At 72.9% G+C, this 16895-nt stretch carries 12 protein-coding genes; 6 read left to right on the top strand and 6 right to left on the bottom strand.

The window, feature by feature from the left end; translation table 11 throughout:
• Nucleotides 1–78: 78 nt before the first annotated feature.
• The 5 genes from ggt to J2S46_RS31685 form a co-directional block, all read right to left on the bottom strand.
• Nucleotides 79–1866 (bottom strand): gamma-glutamyltransferase, encoded by a 1788-nt coding sequence (gene ggt, locus J2S46_RS31705; RefSeq protein WP_191287966.1) that lies wholly within the window; start codon nt 1864–1866, stop codon nt 79–81.
• A 667-nt stretch (nt 1867–2533) separates the two neighbouring features.
• Nucleotides 2534–3643 carry an ROK family glucokinase gene (locus J2S46_RS31700; protein WP_370882267.1) on the bottom strand — a complete coding sequence of 370 codons (1110 nt, stop codon included), beginning with the start codon at nt 3641–3643 and terminating at the stop codon, nt 2534–2536.
• On the bottom strand, nt 3640–4428 hold the full coding sequence (locus J2S46_RS31695) for an ATP-binding cassette domain-containing protein (protein ID WP_191287965.1): 789 nt from the start codon (nt 4426–4428) through the stop codon (nt 3640–3642). The genes J2S46_RS31700 and J2S46_RS31695 overlap by 4 nt, the downstream gene beginning before the upstream one ends.
• Nucleotides 4425–5471: an ABC transporter permease gene (locus J2S46_RS31690; RefSeq protein ID WP_191287964.1), complete on the bottom strand. Its 1047-nt coding sequence runs from the start codon at nt 5469–5471 to the stop codon at nt 4425–4427. The genes J2S46_RS31695 and J2S46_RS31690 overlap by 4 nt, the downstream gene beginning before the upstream one ends.
• Nucleotides 5468–6466: a substrate-binding domain-containing protein gene (locus J2S46_RS31685; RefSeq protein ID WP_191287963.1), complete on the bottom strand. Its 999-nt coding sequence runs from the start codon at nt 6464–6466 to the stop codon at nt 5468–5470. Before J2S46_RS31685 ends, J2S46_RS31690 begins: the two co-directional genes overlap by 4 nt.
• A gap of 348 nt (nt 6467–6814) precedes the next feature.
• Between J2S46_RS31685 and J2S46_RS31680 the strand changes: the two genes are divergently transcribed.
• Entirely contained in the window at nt 6815–7948 is a 1134-nt protein-coding gene (locus J2S46_RS31680) for an alpha/beta hydrolase (RefSeq protein WP_191287962.1), read from the top strand.
• Between the two features lie 106 nt (nt 7949–8054).
• On the opposite strand, the gene J2S46_RS31675 is transcribed toward J2S46_RS31680, so the two are convergent.
• A complete protein-coding gene (locus J2S46_RS31675) occupies nt 8055–9647 on the bottom strand; it encodes a PucR family transcriptional regulator (protein WP_191287961.1) in 1593 nt (530 codons plus the stop codon).
• Between the two features lie 487 nt (nt 9648–10134).
• Between J2S46_RS31675 and J2S46_RS31670 the strand changes: the two genes are divergently transcribed.
• From J2S46_RS31670 to J2S46_RS31650, 5 genes are all read left to right on the top strand, one after another.
• Nucleotides 10135–11025: an FAD binding domain-containing protein gene (locus J2S46_RS31670; protein ID WP_191287960.1), complete on the top strand. Its 891-nt coding sequence runs from the start codon at nt 10135–10137 to the stop codon at nt 11023–11025.
• Nucleotides 11022–11507: a (2Fe-2S)-binding protein gene (locus J2S46_RS31665; protein ID WP_191287959.1), complete on the top strand. Its 486-nt coding sequence runs from the start codon at nt 11022–11024 to the stop codon at nt 11505–11507. Before J2S46_RS31670 ends, J2S46_RS31665 begins: the two co-directional genes overlap by 4 nt.
• Entirely contained in the window at nt 11504–13864 is a 2361-nt protein-coding gene (gene pucD / locus J2S46_RS31660; RefSeq protein ID WP_191287958.1) for a xanthine dehydrogenase subunit D, read from the top strand. Before J2S46_RS31665 ends, pucD begins: the two co-directional genes overlap by 4 nt.
• A 275-nt stretch (nt 13865–14139) precedes the next feature.
• Nucleotides 14140–15630, top strand: a complete 1491-nt coding sequence (locus tag J2S46_RS31655) for an NCS2 family permease (protein WP_073921723.1) — start codon at nt 14140–14142, stop codon at nt 15628–15630.
• Nucleotides 15631–15712: 82 nt separating this feature from the next.
• Nucleotides 15713–16888 (top strand): XdhC family protein, encoded by a 1176-nt coding sequence (locus tag J2S46_RS31650; RefSeq protein WP_191287957.1) that lies wholly within the window; start codon nt 15713–15715, stop codon nt 16886–16888.
• Nucleotides 16889–16895: the final 7 nt, after the last annotated feature.

Here is a 16895-nt window from a genome sequence, read left to right as displayed (position 1 = left end):
GACAGCGGGCCGCAGCCCGGAGGCGGGCGCCGTCCCCGGGCAGGGCCGGCCCGAGCCGCGGCCCCGCGCGACGTGGGGCTACCGCGCGGGCCGGACCACGGCCGCCGCGCCGCCGCCGCGCCGGACCGGCTCGGCCGCCGCCACCCAGCGCCCGTCCGCCAGCCGCTCGACGCCGGTGGCGGCGCCGATCTCGGGGGTGACCGCGAAGACGTGCCCGAGCGCCTCCAGCCGGGCCCGCTCGGGCAGCGCCAGGAAGGCCGGCTCGGCCTGGGTCGCGGCGCTGTTGCGCTGGCTGGCCCGGGGCGCGGCGATCGCCTGCTCCAGGCTGAGGCCGCGGTCCAGCCGGCCCAGCAGCACCTGCAGGACGGTGGTGATGATGGTGGCGCCGCCCGGCGAGCCGGCCGCCAGCAGGGGCTCGCCGTCGCGCAGCACGATCGTCGGCGAGATGGAGGAGCGCGGCCGCTTGCCGGGGCCGGGGAGGTTCGGGTCCGGCACGCCCGGGGTGTTGGGGGTGAAGGAGAAGTCGGTCAGCTCGTTGTTCAGCAGGAAGCCGCGCCCGGGCACGGTGATGCCGCTGCCGCCGGTCTGCTCGATCGTCAGGGTGTAGGAGACCACGTTGCCCCACCGGTCGGCGACGGTGAGGTGGGTGGTGCTCGGGCCCTCGTACGTCTCGGTGACGGCCGGGCCGGCGCTCGCGCAGGCGGCCGGACGGCGCGGGTCGCCCGGGGCCAGCGGGCTGGTCAGCGCGTGGTCGGGGCTGATGAGGCAGGCCCGGGCCGCCGCGAAGCGCGGCGAGAGCAGTTCCTCGGCGGGCACGTCGGAGAAGCGCGGGTCGCCGACCCAGCGGTTGCGGTCGGCGAAGGCGATCCGGCTGGCCTCCAGGTAGTGGTGGTAGTACTGGGTGGCGTCCGCGTCGGGGGCCCCGATGTCCTCCAGGATGCCGAGGGCCTCGCCGGTGGTGGTGCCGCCGGAGCTGGACGGCGCGATCCCGTACACGTCGTAGTCGCGGTAGGGGACGTGGGTGGGCCGCTGTCGGGCGACCTGGTAGGCCGCCAGGTCGGCGGCGTCCACCCGGCCGGGCCTGGCCACCCGCCCGGACGCCGGGTCGACCGGCGGGTGCTGCAGCGCCTGGACGATGTCGGCGCCGATCGGGCCCCGGTAGAGCGCCTTGGTGCCCTCCCTGCCGAGCGTGCGGTAGGTGGCGGCGAGGTCGGGGTTGCGCAGGGTGGAGCCGACCACCGGGAGGCTGCCGCCGGGCAGGAAGAGCCGGCTGCTCTCGGGGAAGTCCCGGAACCGGGCCTCGTTGCCGGCCGTCTGGTCCCGGAAGGTCTGGTCGACGGTGAAGCCCTGTTCGGCGATCCGCTCGGCCGGCTTCAGCACCTCGCCGAGCGAGCGGCTGCCCCAGAGCTGGAGGGCCTTCTCCCAGGTGGCCGAGGTGCCGGGGACCCCTACGGAGAGGCCGCTGGTGACGGCGTCGGCGAAGGCCAGCGGCTTGCCGTCCTCCAGGAAGAGCGATTCGTCGGCGGTGCGGGAGGCCGTCTCGCGGCCGTCCAGGGTGGAGACCCGGCCGGTGGCGGCGTCGTAGTGGACGAAGTAGCCGCCCCCGCCGATCCCGGCCGAGTACGGCTCGGTGACGCCCAGGGCGGCGGCGGTCGCGACCGCCGCGTCCACGGCGTTGCCGCCCTTGCGGAGGACCTCGATGCCGGCCGCCGTGGCGTCCGCGTCCACGCTGGCCACCGCGCCGCCGTAGCCCACGGCCTCCGGCACCTTGGCCGGCGGGGCGGCGGCCCCGGCCGGCGCCACCGTGGCACCGACCAGTGCGGTGGCGAGCAGCAGCGGCGGGGCGATGCGGGCCAGGGCTCTCATACGGACCTCCTGAGACGACGTCAGGTCCGTTCTTTCACAGTCGGGGTGTACCGGACAACAGGGCCTCGGCGAGCCGGCCGGGCCGGGCCGCGCGGGCGGGCGGCGGGCCGGGGCGGGCCGGCGGCGGGCCGGCACGGTCGGGGCAGCTCCAGGGCGGGCCGGGCCCGGGGCGGGCCGGGCCTGGGGGCGGGAGGGGCCAACCGCACGGGGACGGCCGGACGGGGACGGCCGGACGGGGTGGCCGGATCCAGGCGCCCGGTCTCGGCCAGTAGCCCGCGTCACACTCATCACGCATTGCATGTGTGGCGGCACGCCTGGTAGTCATTGTCATGGCATGAACACATCGAAAGGATGCGCGATGACGACCAGAAGACCCTGGGCCCGACCGAGCACGCCCCCCACGACCCACCCGTCCCGCCGGACGGCCGAGCCGACCCCGGGGATGTGGCGCCCCGCCAGATGAGCCGGCCCCGGCCCGGCCGCCGCCAGGGCTGCCGGGCCGCCGGGCCCGCCCGCACCACCGGCACGAACCGTACGACCGGCACGAACCACCCGGCTCGACCACCACGACCAGCACCGTCCGGCCGGCCCGGACGACCGGCCGTCACCACGCCGTCCGCCCGACCACGAGGCCGCCGGGACCGCCCGACCGGCGGGGCCGGCCCGCTCAGGCCCCCGCGCCCCGCTCGACCCGGTGGCGCTTGATGGTCCGGAACCGCCGCGCCACCTGCCGCGCGAGGTCGGCCGCGCCGACCAGCCCGGCCTCGTTGCCGAGAGCCGCGTGCACGACGATCGCCTCCGGCCGGAACCCCCGGCCGGTCAGGGTGCGCTTGAAGGCCTCCCGGGCCGGGCCGAGCAGCAGGTCACCGGCCTCCGAGACGCCGCCGCCGATGACGAAGCGTCCGGGGTCCAGCGCGGCCGCCAGGTTCGCGATCCCGACGCCCAGCCAGGTGCCCACCTCGTAGAGCAGCTCGATGGCGACCGGGTCACCCGCCCGGGCGGCCTCGGTGACCAGCGGGCCGGTGATGCCCTCCATCGCCCCGCCGGCCAGCGCGAGCAGCGGCTCGACCACCGGCGACTCCTCGGCGACCAGCTCGCGGGCGTCCCGCACCAGCGCGTTGCCGGAGGAGTACTGCTCCCAGCACCCCCGGTTCCCGCACGGGCAGCGGTGCCCGCCGGGCACCACCTGCATGTGGCCGAACTCGCCGGCCAGCCCGTACTTGCCGCGGTCCACGTAGCCGTCCCGGACCACGGCGCCGCCGATGCCCGTCCCCAGCGTGAGCATCACCATGTGGTCCTCGCCGCGCCCGGCGCCGAACCGCCACTCCGCCCAGGCGGCGGCGTTGGCGTCGTTCTCCACCACCACCGGGAACCGCAAGCGCTCGCTGAGCGCCTCCTGGAGCGGCTCGTTGCGCCAGTTCAGGTGCGGCGCGAAGAGCACCCGCGAGCGCTCGGCGTCGACCCAGCCGGCGGCGCCGATGCCCACCGCGTGCACGTCGTGCCGGTCGGCGAGCCGCAGCACCAGGTCGACGATGACGTCCTCGACCACCTTGGCGCTCTTGGTCTTGTCGGGGGTGTCGGCGCGCAGCTTCTCCAGGACCTTGCCCTCGCCGTCCACCACGCCCGCGACCACCTTGGTGCCGCCGATGTCGATCCCGATGGTGGGCAGGCGCAGGATGCCGGGCGGCAGGGCACGGCGGCGGCGCTCGGCACGCGGGCCGAGGCCGAGCAGGGTGGGCAGGACCGCCTGCCGGGTGGGGCCGTTGGGGCTGGTCACTGCGGCGGACGCTCCTTCGGGTCGGTGCGGGCCAGCTCGTGGCTGAGCTCCGCGAGGTCGGAGCCGCCCGCCATCTCGGTGGTGAGCTGTTCGAGGCCGATCTCGGCCCGTGGGTGGCTGCCGGCCGTCCTGCCCCGTTTGAGCAGGGTGAAGTGGTCGCCGACCAGGTAGGCGTGGTGCGGGTTGTGGGTGATCAGCACGACGCCGAGGCCGGCGTCCCGGGCCGCCGTCACGTATTTCAGCACCACCCCGGACTGCTTGACGCCCAGCGCGGCCGTCGGCTCGTCCAGGATCAGCACCTTCGCACCGAAGTGGACGGCGCGGGCGATCGCCACGCACTGGCGCTGGCCGCCGGAGAGGGTGCCGATCGGCTGGTCGACGTCGTGCAGGTCGATGCCCATCCGCAGCAGCGCCTCGCGGGTGGTGGCCCGCATCGCGGCGGTGTCCAGCCGGAACCGGCCGAGCTCCGAGCCGAGGAAGAAGTTGCGCCACACCGGCATCAGCGGGACGACGGCGAGGTCCTGGTAGACGGTGGCGATGCCGCGGTCCAGGGCCTGCCGGGGGGAGTCGAGGCGGACCTCCTCCCCCGCGATGGTGTAGCTGCCCTCGTCGTGCTGGTGCAGCCCGGCGATGATCTTGATCAGGGTGGACTTGCCGGCGCCGTTGTCGCCGAGCACGCAGCTGATCTCGCCCTCGCGCAGGGTCAGCGAGACGTCCTGGAGAGCGCGGACGGAGCCGTAGGTCTTGCCCACGGCGGTCAGCGCCAGCAGTTCACGGCCGGTCATCGGCTCGTCCCCCGTTCGACCCGGCGGCGGACCCAGGCGTTCAGCAGGGCGGCCAGCAGCAGCATCGCACCGAGGAAGAACTTGAACCAGTCGGGGTTCCACTCGGCGTACACGATGCCCTTGCTGGTCATCCCGAAGATCAGCGCGCCGAGCGCCGAGCCGGCCACCGAGCCGTAGCCGCCGGTGATCAGGCAGCCGCCGATGACGGCCGCCACGATGTAGATCAGCTCGTTGCCGACCCCTTCGCCGGACTGCACGGTGTCGAAGGAGAACAGCAGGTGCTGACCCAGCACCCAGGCGCAGAAGCCGACCCCGAGGTAGAGCACGGTCCTGGTGCGGGCGACCGGCACGCCGACGGCGCGGGCGGCGGCGGCGTCGCCGCCCACCGCGAAGATCCAGTTGCCGAAGGCGGTGCGCAGCAGCACCCAGCTGCCGACCAGCAGCAGGCCCAGCCACCACCAGACGGTGGCCTTGACGGTCAGCCCGCCGACGGTGATCTCGGAGGCGAACAGCCACCGGCAGGAGGCGAAGCCCTCCATGTCCGAGATCGGCTTGGTGGTGACCGTCCCGGTCACCAGCTTGGTGACGCCGAGGTTGGCGCCGGTCAGCATCAGGAAGGTGCCGAGGGTGACGATGAAGCTGGGCAGCCGGGTGCGGCTCAGCATCCAGCCGTTGAAGGCGCTGACGGCCAGCACGACCAGCAGCGAGACCAGCACCCCGACCCAGGTCACGGCGGTGAGCTGGTAGGAGACCATCGAGGAGGTCAGCGCGGCGGTGGTGACCAGCACCCCGGCCGACAGGTCGAACTCACCGCCGATCATCAGCAGCGAGACCGGCACCGCCATGATCCCGATGGTGGAGGCGGCGTACAGCACGGTGCCGAAGGAGGAGGTCCGCAGGAAGCTGTCGGCGACGGCGGAGAAGACCAGGAACACCGCCACCGCCGCGATCAGCGCGCCGATCTCGGGGCGGCCCAGCAGCCGGCGGACGGCCGGCGGGCGTTCGGTGGCCAGCACGTCGGCGGGCGGCGCCGGGGTGCTCATCGGGTGCCCCTCGCGACGTACTGGGCGAGCGCGGCCGCGTCGTCCTTGGTCAGCACCTGCGGGCCGGTCAGCACCGGCTTGCCGCCGCCGAGGACGTCCAGGTTGTAGCGGTACAGCCAGAGCAGGTCGACGCCCTCGTAGCCCTGCAGGTAGGGCTGCTGGTCGACGGCGAATCCCACGGTGCCGGCCTGCAGGCCGGCCACCACCTGGGTGCCCAGGTCGAAGGTGTCCAGCTCGACCGGGCGGCGGGCGTCCTGGATCGCCTGCAGGCCGGTGGCGGCCACCGGGGCGCTGAGGGTCAGCACGGTGTCCAGCGCCGGGTCGGCCTGGAGCTTGGCGGACATGGCGGCTCTGGCGTCGGGCATGTTGACGCCGTCCACGTACAGGGTCTGGAACTGCCCGCCGAACTTCGACCGCGCGCCGTCGCAGCGCTGCTCCTGGCCGACGTTGCCCTGCTCGTGGATGACGCAGAGGACGTCCTTGCGGCCCCGGGCGTCCAGGGTGGCGCCGGCCGCCTGGCCGGCGACGGTCTCGTCCTGGCCGATGTGGGTGAGCGCGCCGAACCGGGCGGAGAACTCCTGGCCGGAGTTGATGCTGATCACCGGGATGCCCGCGGCCTTCGCCTTGGCCAGCACCGGGCCGAGCGCGTCCCCCTTGGCGAGCGTGACCAGGAGGCCGTCCACGCGTTGGTCGATGGCGGCCTGCACCAGCTGGACCTGGTTCTGGGTCTGCGCGTCGTTCGAGTAGAGGAGGGTGATGTTGTCCTTGGCCGCGGCCTGCTCGGCGCCCTTGCGCACGATGTCCCAGAAGGCGTCGCCGGCCCCGGCGTGGGTGACCATCGCGACCCGCCACCGGGGGGTGTCCACCGCGCCGCCGGCCGTCCTGGCCCGCTCGCGGGCCTGCTCGGCACGTCTGCCGCCGGTGCTGCTGCAGCCCGTGAGGGCCACCGTCAGCACGAGCGCCGCGCAGAACGGGCGGAGGGGGAATCGGGTCATCGGTGCGTCTCTCCTGCTTCGCCGGCCGGGCCGCCTGATCCCCCAGTCTGGGATGCCAGGTGTCCGAATGCCGGGACCGCCTCGCCCGGTCCCGTCTCGCCCGAACGGTATCGTGCCTGCTCCGGGGCTTTCCTTGGAGATCCCTGGGCGAATCGGGTGACTGGTCCCGCGTGGATGGCAGACTGTGTGCGGGCTCAGTGCCGATCATCAGGAAAATGTGATGTTCCTCTCAGGTTTTCCACAGATTCGCCGGCAACCGATCTTCTGTTCCACGCCGTCCCATCCCATTGGAGAGCGCACCGGGCAAGCGGGGCCCGGGCGGCTTGCAACCCGGATAACGAGAACTTGATGCAACTGCTCGGTACACCGTTCCTCATCTGCACGATCATCCTCGTGCCGGTCTCCATCGCGCTGGCGCTGCTGTTCTGGGGGAAGGTCCGCGGACCTCGCCCGCTGCGGATCCTGAGCAGACTCGCGATGCTGCTCTTCTGCCAGTTCACGGCCGTGACGATGGTCTTCGTCATGGTCAACAACGCCAACCTGATCTACGGCAGCTGGGACGACCTGCTCGGCACCGGGCACCACGTCCGCGCGGTGCCCTCGGTGCCCCCGCTGGACACGTCCGGCACCTCCGCACCGGGTCAGGACGCGGCGAAGCCGCCGGCCAAGGTGGTCCAGTCCTTCAAGAACGTGGACGACCCCAAGGTGCCGGGCGACGTGCAGCGCACCGAGCTGAAGGGGCAGCTGTCCGGGATCGACGGCGAGGTGCTGGTCTGGCTGCCGCCCCAGTACAACGACCCCGCCCACAAGGACAAGAAGTTCCCGGTGGTCGAGCTGATCCCGGGCTGGCCGGGCTCCTCCAGCACCTGGTACGGCACGCTCAAGGTCTCCGAGCAGCTGAAGCCGCTGATGGCGCAGGGCAAGGTGGCGCCGTTCATCCTGGTCTCGCCGCGGACCCTGCTCCTGGGCAACCAGGTCGACGCGGGCTGCACCGACGTGCCGGGCAAGGCGAACGCCGAGACCTGGCTGTCCCGGGACGTACCGCAGATGATCATGGACAACTTCCGGGTGGACCCGTCCCCCGACCGCTGGGCGGTGGCCGGCTACTCCGCCGGGGCGCACTGCGCCACCAAGCTGGCCGTCGCGCACCCCAACCGCTACCGGGCCGGGGTGAGCCTCTCCGGCTACAACGACCCCGCCGCCGAGAAGGCGTCGCTGGCCGGCCAGGACCCGAAGCTGCGCGAGGCCAACAACCCGGTCAACATCCTGAAGGCGGCCGCCCAGCCCCCCAAGGTCGCGCTGTACCTGAGCGGCAACAAGGGCGACGGCTTCGAGGACGCCCTCGCGCTCCGGGACGCCGCGAAGGCGCCGACCACCGTGCAGCCCGTGGAGACCACCGGCCCGCACGCCAGCGACGTCTGGAAGCCGATGGTCCCGGGCGTCTTCGAATGGCTGACCAGCGTGATCCCCGTCCAGCCCTGAGCCGTCCCCCGCACCCGCCCGGGCCGCCCGCCCGGAACGCCGTGGGGCCCCCGCGCCGGGGGCCCTACGGCGTTCGCGCGACCGCGGCCGCCCGGCCGACGGCCGGTCAGGCCAGTTCCAGCGCCAGGTAGAAGTCGACCCGGTCCTCCAGCCGGGACAGGTCACGGCCGGTCAGCTCCTCGATCCGGCCGATCCGGTACCGCAGGGTGTTCACGTGCACGTGCAGCTGGGCGGCGCAGCGCGTCCAGGAGCCGTCCGAGCGCAGGAAGGCCTCCAGGGTGCGGACCAGGTCCGCCTGGTGCTCGATGTCGTAGGCGATGACCTTGTCCAGCAGGCGGCTGCGGAAGGCCCGGCGGACCTCGTCCGGGACGGCGGCCAGCAGCAGGACGTGCGAGGCCAGCTCCTCCGGCCCGGCCACGCAGACCCGGCCGACCCGGGCGGCGGCGATCCGGCGGGCGTGCCGGGCCTCCTCCAGGGCGCCGCGCAGTCCGCCGGCCTCCTGGGCGGGGGCGGAGACGCCGAGGGTGATCCGGCCCTCGGAGCCGAGGCCGGCCTCCAGCGGGGCGAGCAGTTCGCGCAGCGCGTCGGCGGGGACGGCGGTGTCCGGGGCGGGCAGCACGACCACCGCTCCCGTTCCGCCGCCGGCCACCAGCGCCCGGTCGGAGGTCTCGGTGAGAGCTTCCTCCAGGATCGAGCGGACCGCGCCGTCCGGCAGCCCGGTGCCCTCGGCGCTGACCACCAGCCAGGAGCCCTCGGGAGCCTGCGGCTTGGGCTCGCGGCCCTCGTAGCGGGCGGCCATCGCCGAGGAGGCGTACAGGGTGCGGCTGATCTCGGAGGGGTCGGCGTCGCGCTGGAGCAGGGCCAGCACCTCGTCGGCGAGGCGGCGGCGCAGCCGGCGGCCCTCGTCGCGGCGGGTGCGCTCGGCGGCCACCAACCGGGCGAGGTTCTCGGCGAGCTGCTGGCGCTTGGCGGTCCACTCGGTGACGTCGCCGGCCACGGCGAGCACCCAGTCGGCGAGCGGGGCCTCGGCGCCGGGGACGGCGGGCGCCGGGATCAGCGAGTACGAGCCGGAGGCGATCCGGGCCCGGTGCGGGGGCCGGCGGCGCTGGCGCTGGGCACCGAGGTGGGCCCGGACGAGCTGGTCGCGGTCCTCCGCGCTGAGCCGGTCGGCGGGGCCCGCGATCACCGCGCCGGTGGGGGTGAGCACCCAGCAGTCCAGGTCCAGGTCGCCGCCGAGCAGGTCGAGGACGGCGTCCAGGCCGCCGCCGCCGGCCGCCGAGACCAGCAGCCGGTGTCGGTCCACCAGGGCGGACAGGTCGGCGGCGCGGTCGGCGGAGACCTGCCGGCCGATGAACTCGGCGACGGCTCCGAAGGCGATGTCGTCGGGCACGGCGAGCAGCGGCATGCGGTGCCGGCGACAGGCCTCGACGAGGTCCTCGGGCACCGGGCCGACCTCGGCCTCGCCGGCGGCCAGGGCGACGGCGCCGCCGGCCGCCAGGGTGCGCACGAAGCGCTCGGAGTCCTCGGGGGCGGTGCGCCAGAGCATGCCGGTGAGCACCAGTTCGCCGCCGTGCAGGTAGCGGCCGGGGTCGTGCAGGTCCGTGGTCATGACGCCGCTGACCTGGCGGTCGAGCTCGTCCTCGCCGGCGAGCAGCCGCAGTCTCGGGGCTCCGGGGGCGAGCAGGTCACGGACACGCATCCGCAGACTCCTTCGGCTGGGGGTGGGGGCATGAGCAGGGTGGGGGCGCGACTGGCGGACTCGCCTGCGGGGCTCACAGTGTGCCCGAACACCAGTGCTCGGCGTTACGCATCAACACGCCCGTGGGTCACGGGGCCGTAGCTTCGCAATCACGGCCGGATTACGGTCGTAAGCAGCGGCCTTGCGACCGCTGGGCTGGGCGATTGTCCACCTTAGAGGAACGTACAGGATGCCGGGCGGCAGCACCGCGAAGGCTTCATGCCATCGGTGACTGCCTCCGGGTGGTCCGTCGGCGGTTCACTGGCCACACGCCGCCGGACACACCCCGGTGACCAGGACTCAACGCTTCGGCAACGAGACGGTAGCAAGGTCCGACACACCAGGGGTTTCGAGACCCGTCCGGACGCGCCCATCTGGGCGGGTCGGGAGGGATCTCGGGCACAGTGCCCAGTTGTTCGAGCTGGCAACGACTTGAGGAGACACCCGCATGGAGTTCCTTCGGCCCGCTACCTGGGACGAGGCACTCGCGGCGAAGGCTGAGTACCCGACCGCGCTGCCCATCTCGGGCGGTACGGACGTCATGGTCGAGATGAACTTCGACGTGCACCGGCCATCCGCGATTCTCGACCTCAACCGCATCACCGAGCTCACCGAATGGGAGATCACGGGGGACGTGGTCCGGCTCGGCGCCTCGGTGCCGTACACCCGGATCATCAACGAGCTGTCCGGACCGCTCCCCGGACTCGCGCTGGCGGCCCACACCGTCGGCTCGCCGCAGATCCGCAACCGCGGCGGGGTGGGCGGCAACCTGGGCGGGGCCTCCCCGGCCGGTGACGCCCACCCCGCGCTGCTGGCCGCCGGCCGCGACGTCTTCGTCGAGGTCGCCTCGCACGCCCGGGGCACCCGGCTGATCGCGATCGACGACTTCTACGTCGGCGTGAAGCGGAACTCCATGGAGCAGGACGAGCTGATCCGCCGCGTCCACATCCCCGTGGCGGACGGCCCGCAGCAGTTCTCGAAGATCGGCACCCGCAACGCGATGGTCATCGCGGTCTGCGCCTTCGGCTTCGCGCTGCACCCCAAGAACGGCACGGTCGGCACCGGCATCGGTTCGGCCGCGCCCACCCCGCGCCGCGCGGTGGAGGCCGAGGAGTACCTGCAGGGCGTGCTCGCCGAGCGCGGCCTGTGGGAGTCGGGCGACCTGCTCGGCGCCGAGGTCACCCAGCGCTTCGGCGAGCTGGTCAAGGCCGCCGCCTCCCCGATCGACGATGTCCGGGGCACCGCCGACTACCGCCGGCACTCGCTGGCCGTGATGGCCCGGCGGACCCTCACCTGGACGTGGAACGACTACAGCAAGCAGATCAGGAGCGCGGCATGAGGGTCACTTTCACCGCCAACGGCAAGCCCGTGGAGGCGGACGACGTCTGGGAGGGCGAGAGCCTTCTCTACGTGCTGCGCGAGCGGGTCGGCCTGCCGGGCTCCAAGAACGCCTGCGAGCAGGGCGAGTGCGGTTCCTGCACGGTCTACCTGGACGGCACCCCGGTCTGTTCCTGTCTGGTCGCGGCCGGCCAGGTGCAGGGCCGCGAGGTCCGCACCGTCGAGGGCCTGACCGACGAGAACGGCGAGCTGGGCCTCGTCCAGCAGGCGTTCATCGACGCCGGCGCCGTCCAGTGCGGCTTCTGCACCCCCGGCCTGCTTGTGCAGACCGACGCGCTGCTCGACAACGACGCGCAGCCCAGCGACACGGACATCCGTGAGGCACTCTCCGGGAACCTGTGCCGTTGCACCGGCTACGAGAAGATCATGGACGCGGTGCGGCTCGCTTCCGCCCGCAAGTGCGCGAAGGCGGCCTCCGAATGAGTACTCGTACCATCCAGGGTCAGAAGAACCTTCAGGACATCCGGCAGGCGAGCAAGGACGGCATCGGCGGCTCGCCGCTGCGCCCGGACGGCACGCTCAAGGTCAAGGGCGAGTTCGCCTACTCGTCCGACATGTGGCACGAGGACATGCTCTGGGGCATGGCGCTGCGCTCGCCGCACCCCCGGGCCAACATCCTCTCGGTGGACATCTCCGAGGCCCTGAAGCTCCCCGGCGTCTACGCGGTGCTGACCCACGACGACATCCCGGGCAGCAAGTTCTACGGCCTGGAGATCCAGGACCAGCCGGCGCTGGCCATCGACAAGGTCCGCTACCACGGCGAGGCGATCGCGATCGTCGCGGCCGACCACCCGGAGACGGCCCGCCGCGCGGTGAAGAAGATCAAGGTCGAGTACGAGGTACTGACCCCGATCGTCACCGAGGAGCAGTGCCTCGACCCCGAGGTGCACGGCTACGTCCACGAGCCGCACGAGTTCAAGTCGCACGGGTACGGCAACATCTGCCACAGCCAGAAGCTGGTGCACGGCGGCGGCGTCACGGACGAGATCCGCGCGCTGGCCGACGTCATCGTGAAGTCCGACTACGAGGTCGGCATGCAGGACCAGGCCTTCCTCGGTCCCGAGTCCGGCCTGGCCGTGCCCGCCGAGGACGGCGGCATCGACCTCTACGTCGCCACCCAGTGGCTGCACGTGGACCGCCAGCAGATGGCCCCCGTGCTGGGCCTGCCGGAGGAGAAGGTCCGCCTCACGCTGGCCGGCGTCGGCGGCGCCTTCGGCGGCCGCGAGGACCTGTCGATGCAGATCCACGCGAGCCTGCTCGCCCAGCGCACCGGCAAGCCCGTCAAGATCGTCTACGCCCGTGACGAGTCCTTCTTCGGCCACGTGCACCGCCACCCGGCGAGGATGACCTACGAGCACGGCGCCACCCGCGACGGCAAGCTGGTCTTCGCCGACGCCCGGATCGTGCTGGACGGCGGGGCCTACGCCTCCGCCTCCCCCGCCGTCGTCGGCAACGCCGCCTCGCTGGGCCACGGCCCTTACAACATCCCGAACGTGCGGATGGAGGCCATCGCCCTCTACAGCAACAACCCGTCCTGCGGCGCGATGCGCGGCTTCGGCGCCGTCCAGGCGGCGTTCGCGTACGAGTCGCAGATGGACAAGCTCGCCGCCGAGCTGGGGATGGACCCGGTCGAGCTGCGCCAGCTCAACGCGATGTCCGAGGGCGACTCCATGCCCACCGGCCAGGTCATCGACTCGCCGGCCCCGGTCGCCGAGCTGCTGCAGCGGGTCAAGGACATGCCGCTCCCGCCGCCGCTGGACCTGGAGAACATCGACGTCCGCACCCTGCCGGGCGCGCTGTCCAACACCTCGCACGGCGAGGGCATCGTCCGCGGCATCGGCTACTCGGTCGGCATCAAGAACGTCGGCTTCTCCGAGGGCTTCGACGACTACTCCACCGCCCGGGTCCGCCTGGAGGTCATCGGCGGCGAGCCGGTCGCCATGGTGCACACCGCGATGGCCGAGGTCGGCCAGGGCGGCGTCACCGTGCACGCCCAGATCGCCCGCACCGAGCTCGGGGTCGAGCAGGTGACCATCCACCCGGCGAACACCGAGGTCGGCTCGGCCGGCTCCACCTCCGCCTCGCGTCAGACGTACATGACCGGCGGCGCCGTGAAGCTCGCCGCCGAGGCGGTCAAGCAGGCGGTGATCGAGAAGGGCCGCCGGCGCTACGGCTGGACCCAGACCGACCTCACGCTGGCCGGCGGCAAGGTGGTCTCCGAGTCCCAGGGCGCGCTGATCCCGCTGGTCGACCTGCTCGGCGACGAGGCGATCGACCTGACCCGCGAGCACCACCACCGCCCGACCGTCCCCTTCGACAAGGAGACCGGGCAGGGCTTCGGCCACGTCCAGTACACCTTCTGCGCCAACCGCGCGGTGGTCGACGTGGACGTCGAGCTGGGCCTGGTCAAGGTGGTCGAGCTGACCGCGGCCCAGGACGTCGGCAAGGCGCTGAACCCGCTGTCCGTGATCGGCCAGATCCAGGGCGGCTGCACCCAGGCCCTGGGCCTCGCCGTGATGGAGGAGATCATCGTCCGGGACGGCAAGGTCCGCAACGCCTCCTTCACCGACTACCTGATCCCGACCATCCTGGACACCCCGCCGATCCCGGTGGACATCCTGGAGCTCCCGGACCCCAACGCCCCGTACGGGCTGCGCGGGGTCGGCGAGGCCCCGACCGTCTCGGCCACGCCGTGCATCGTCGCGGCGATCCGCCAGGCGACCGGCAAGGCGCTCAACCGGATCCCGGTCCGGCCCGAGCACATCACCGGGACGCTGTAGCCCGGTACCGAGACCTCCCCGGGGCGGCGACCGTCTTCCCCGCCGCCCCGGGGCAGCAACACCCGGCACCCACGGCGCCGGCCAGCACCGAAGAGCAACGCCATGCACGACCTGAAGCACAGCATTCTCCCGCTGCCTCTCCCACGCCGGGGTTCTGCAGCGGTGCGCACCACCACAGCGTGCGCCAGTGAGTCGAACAGTCCCCCTGCACCAGCTCTGACTGGTCACCAGGTCGGCTCGCCCACCCCAACCCCCTATGAACCTTGGGAGTGGACATGACCCGGATCCCGACGGAGCCAGGTACCACTGAGGAAAGACCCGCCGAGGACGACGCCACCACGCCGCCCCCGGCAGCACAGCCGAAGAACGCCATGGACGCCTACTTCAAGATATCGGCCCGGGGCTCGACCTTCGGGAACGAGCTCCGCGGTGGCCTCACCACCTTCATGGCGATGGCCTACATCCTGCTGCTGAACCCGATCCTGCTCGGCGGGGCCGACAAGAACGGCATGCACCTGGATCACGCGCAGCTGACCACCGCCACCGCGCTGGCCGCCGCCGTCACCACGATCCTGATGGGTGTGGTCGGCAACGTCCCGCTGGCCCTCGCCGCCGGCCTCTCGGTCTCCGGTGCGCTCTCCACCATCGTCGCGCCGCACACCACCTGGCCACAGGCCTTCGGCCTCTGCGTGATCTACGGCCTGATGATCGTGCTGCTGGTCGTCTCCGGCCTCCGCGAGAAGATCATGAACGGCATTCCGCTGCCGCTCAAGCACGCGATCACCATCGGCATCGGCCTCTTCGTCGCGCTGATCGGCCTGGTGAAGTCCGGCTTCATCCACCACGGCCCGGACCCGTACGGCCCGCCCGTCTCGCTCGGCCCGGCCGGCGAACTGGCCGGCTGGCCCGTCCTGATCTTCTCGGTCACCCTGATCGCGATCTTCATCCTGCTGGCCCGCAACGTCCGCGGCGCGATCCTGCTCGGCATCGCCGGCGGCACCGTGGTGGCCTTCATCGTGAACGCGACGGTGAACCTCCCGGAGCACACCTGGAGCAGCTCGGTCCCCGAGTGGCCCGGCAGCCCGGTCGCGGCACCCAACTTCGGCCTCTTCGGCGACATCGACCTCTTCGGCGCCTTCGGCGGCCAGGGCATGGGCGCCATCAGCGCCTCGGTCGCGGTCTTCACCCTCGTCCTGGCGGGCTTCTTCGACGCGATGGCCACCATCATCGGCGTCGGCACCGAGGCCGGTCTCGCCGACCGGCAGGGCCGGATGCCCGGCCTGTCCAAGGCCCTGTTCATCGACGGCGCCGGCGGCGCGGTCGGTGGCGTGGCGGGCGCCGGCGGCCAGACCGTCTTCGTCGAGTCGGCCACCGGCGTCGGCGACGGCGCCCGGACCGGCCTCGCCTCGCTGGTCACCGGAAGCTTCTTCGCGCTGATGCTCTTCTTCTCCCCGATCGCCGGCATCGTGCCGGTCGAGGTCGCCTCCGCCGCGCTGGTCGTCATCGGCTCGATGATGATGAGCCAGGCCCGGCACATCGACTGGTCGGACCGCGAGGTCGCCATCCCGGCGTTCCTCACTTGCGTCCTGATGCCGTTCACGTACAACATCACCGCGGGTGTCGCCGCGGGCGTCATCTCCTACGTCGCCATCAAGACCGGCACCGGCAAGTGGCGCGAGCCCGGGCCGCTGATGTGGATCCTGACCGCCGTCTTCGTGATCTACTTCGCGCTCGGCCCGGTCAAGGAACTGCTCGGCGTCCATTAGCACCACAGCCGCCGGACGGGGACGGCGTCCCCGTCCGGCGGCCCCCTCATCAGCCCCCTGCACCGCGTAAGGAGCCTCCGACATGCAAGACATCGCCGAGCAGCTGCAGGCCTGGCACGCGTCCGGGCGCTCCTTCGCCGTGGCCACGGTCGTCGGTGTCTCCGGCAGCGCGCCGCGCGACCCGGGGGCCGCGCTGGCCGTCGACGCCGCCGGCGAGGCGGTCGGCAGCGTGTCCGGCGGGTGCGTCGAGGGGGCCGTGTACGAGCTGTGCCAGGAGGCCGTCACCAGCGGCCGGCCGGTGCTGGAGCGCTTCGGGTACAGCGACGAGGACGCCTTCGCGGTGGGTCTCACCTGCGGCGGCGTCCTGGACGTGTTCGTCCAGCCGATCACCCCGGGCGCCGACCCCGCGATGGACGCCGGCATCGCCTACATCGCCTCCGGCACCCCGGTCGCCCTGGCCCGGGTGATCGAGGGCCCCGCCGCGCTGGTCGGCGCCACCGTCGCCGTCACCGCGGACAGCCACCACGGCCGGCTCTCCCCCGCGCCGACCACCACCGGCGCCCTGGAGCGCGCCGCCGTCGCCGAGGCCCGGGCCATGCTGGACGCCGGCCGCACCGGCAAGGTCGTCCTCGGCCTGGACGGCCGCCCCTGCGACGAGGAGGAACTGGGCACCGTCACGTTCTTCGTCGAGTCGTACGTCCCCGCGCCCCGGATGCTGGTCTTCGGCGCCATCGACTTCGCCGCCGCCGTGGTGCGGATCGGCAAGTTCCTCGGCTACCACGTCACCGTCTGCGACGCCCGCCCGGTCTTCGCCACCGCCCGCCGGTTCCCGGACGCCGACGAGGTCGTGGTCGACTGGCCGCACCGCTACCTGGACTCCCAGCTCGACCGGATCGACGGCCGCACCGTGCTGTGCGTGCTCACCCACGACGCCAAGTTCGACATCCCGCTGCTGGAGCGCGCCCTGCGCCTGCCGGTCGGCTTCGTCGGCGCGATGGGCTCGCGCCGCACCCACCGCGACCGCAACGCCCGGCTGCGCGAGGTCGGCCTGACCGACACCGAGATCGGCCGGCTGCGCTCGCCGATCGGCCTGGACCTCGGCGCCCGCACCCCCGAGGAGACCGCCGTCTCGGTCGCCGCCGAGATCGTCGCCCACCGGCGCGGCGGCAGCTGCCTCCCGCTCTCCGCCGGGGACGGCCCGATCCACCACGACCTGGCCCGCGCGCAGGAGGACAAGGCGCGCTCGCACGCGGCCTGAACCGCCC

It is taken from the genome of Kitasatospora herbaricolor (assembly GCF_030813695.1).
GTDB classification, from domain to species: Bacteria; Actinomycetota; Actinomycetes; order Streptomycetales; family Streptomycetaceae; genus Kitasatospora; species Kitasatospora herbaricolor.
This window is presented reverse-complemented; position numbering and strand designations above follow the sequence as displayed.

Coding starts and splice junctions, on each gene's coding strand:
- J2S46_RS31690 (WP_191287964.1), bottom strand. CDS start 5,471: ATGAGCACCCCGGCGCCGCCCGCCGACGTGCTGGCCACCGAACGCCCG.
- ggt (WP_191287966.1), bottom strand. CDS start 1,866: ATGAGAGCCCTGGCCCGCATCGCCCCGCCGCTGCTGCTCGCCACCGCA.
- J2S46_RS31695 (WP_191287965.1), bottom strand. CDS start 4,428: ATGACCGGCCGTGAACTGCTGGCGCTGACCGCCGTGGGCAAGACCTAC.
- J2S46_RS31680 (WP_191287962.1), top strand. CDS start 6,815: ATGCAACTGCTCGGTACACCGTTCCTCATCTGCACGATCATCCTCGTG.
- J2S46_RS31675 (WP_191287961.1), bottom strand. CDS start 9,647: ATGCGTGTCCGTGACCTGCTCGCCCCCGGAGCCCCGAGACTGCGGCTG.
- J2S46_RS31670 (WP_191287960.1), top strand. CDS start 10,135: ATGGAGTTCCTTCGGCCCGCTACCTGGGACGAGGCACTCGCGGCGAAG.
- J2S46_RS31650 (WP_191287957.1), top strand. CDS start 15,713: ATGCAAGACATCGCCGAGCAGCTGCAGGCCTGGCACGCGTCCGGGCGC.
- J2S46_RS31655 (WP_073921723.1), top strand. CDS start 14,140: ATGACCCGGATCCCGACGGAGCCAGGTACCACTGAGGAAAGACCCGCC.
- J2S46_RS31665 (WP_191287959.1), top strand. CDS start 11,022: ATGAGGGTCACTTTCACCGCCAACGGCAAGCCCGTGGAGGCGGACGAC.
- pucD (WP_191287958.1), top strand. CDS start 11,504: ATGAGTACTCGTACCATCCAGGGTCAGAAGAACCTTCAGGACATCCGG.
- J2S46_RS31685 (WP_191287963.1), bottom strand. CDS start 6,466: ATGACCCGATTCCCCCTCCGCCCGTTCTGCGCGGCGCTCGTGCTGACG.